This window comes from Stenotrophomonas sp. STEN147 (assembly GCF_056757995.1).
In genome coordinates this window covers 1-1,409 of the sequence record NZ_JBRRCG010000039.1, presented here as the reverse complement: position 1 = coordinate 1,409, position 1,409 = coordinate 1, and the positions used below count along the sequence as shown (strand labels likewise).

Genomic DNA, 1,409 nt, shown 5'->3' with positions numbered 1-1,409 from the left:
CAGGCCGACGGCAGCCTGCGGCCGTTGCATGGACGCATCACCGCCGCCGAGCGGCTGGGCAGCAATGGCGGCCTGGCACGCTACCGGCTGCGCCTGCAGCCGTGGCTGGCGTTCCTGTCGCAGCGGGTGGACAGCTATGTGTTCCACGACAGGACGGTCGTGGAGATCGTCGAGGACATCTTCGCCGACTACGGTGGTCTGGCCCCGGCCTGGCGCTGGTCGCTGGCCGATGCCGGCCAGTACGCGCGGCGCAGCCTGACCACGCAGTACCAGGAAAGCGACCTGGCCTTCCTGCAGCGCCTGCTGGCCGAGGAAGGCATCTATTACTGGTTCGAGCACGCCGGTGACCCTGGCAGTGCCGACTTCGGCAGCCACACCCTGGTGCTGGCCGATCACAGCCATGACACCGCCGAGCTGGGCAGCGTGCGCTTCCATCGGCGCGATGAGAGCGAGCGCAGTGACAGCGTGCAGCAGTGGTCGACCGCGCACCGCTGGCGTCCGGGCAAGGTGCAGCGTGCCACCTGGGACTACCGCACGTTGGAGCGCCGCCAGGCCAGCGCCGAAAGCGGGCAGGCCAACGACCTGGGCATCATCGACCGCGACACCTGCGGCCCCTACGGCTGGCAGGACAATGCCCGCGGCCAGCGCCGCGCGCAGCAGCACCTGGATGCGCTACGCGTGCGCGCGCAGACCATCGAGGGTGCCGGCCAGTGGCGCACGCTGGCCCCGGGTGCACGGTTCGGCCTGTCGCAGCACCCGCAGGTGAGCCAGGACGCGCAGTTCCTGTGCCTGTCGGTGCAGCACCAGGCGCGCAACAACCTCGATGCCGATGTATTCGATGCGCTGGAGCAGACCCTGGGTCCGTCCAGCGTGGCCGCGCCGGCATTGCCGGGCGCGCTGTCGGGCCTGGCCAATGGGCATGCGCCCGGTGAGGTCTCCACCGCCTTCTACGACAACCGCTTCGTGGCCATCCCGGCCGAAGTGACCTACCGGCCACAGACCGACGATGGCCATGGCGCGCATCTGCATCCGCGGCCGACCATCACCGGCACGCTCAGTGCGATCGTGGTCAGCGATGGCGACCCGCTGCTGTCCGACCGCGACCACCGCATCAAGGTGCAGTTCCCGTGGCAGCGCGGCGGCAACGCCAGCAGCGGGCTGGCCCATCCGGGTGGGGACGACAATGCCCCGGCCACCGGGGGGGCCTGGACGTGGGTGCGGGTGATGACCCCATGGGCGGGCGACAACTGGGGCGGCGTGGTGCTGCCACGGCGCGGCCAGGAAGTGCTGGTGGCGTTCCTGGAGGGCGACATCGACCGCCCGGTGGTGGTCGGTGCGGTGTACAACGGCCGTGGCCAGCAGGACGCGCAGCACAACCAGATCAACGGTGGCGGTGCCAACGCCACCGG

1 protein-coding gene is annotated in these 1,409 nt (G+C 70.6%); it reads left to right on the top strand.

Going from position 1 to position 1,409, the window contains the following annotated elements:
* Window positions 1-15 precede the first annotated feature (15 nt).
* On the top strand, window positions 16-1,409 hold a 1,394-nt coding region (locus ACVOKU_RS18530; RefSeq protein ID WP_481560591.1), incomplete at its 3' end, for a type VI secretion system Vgr family protein.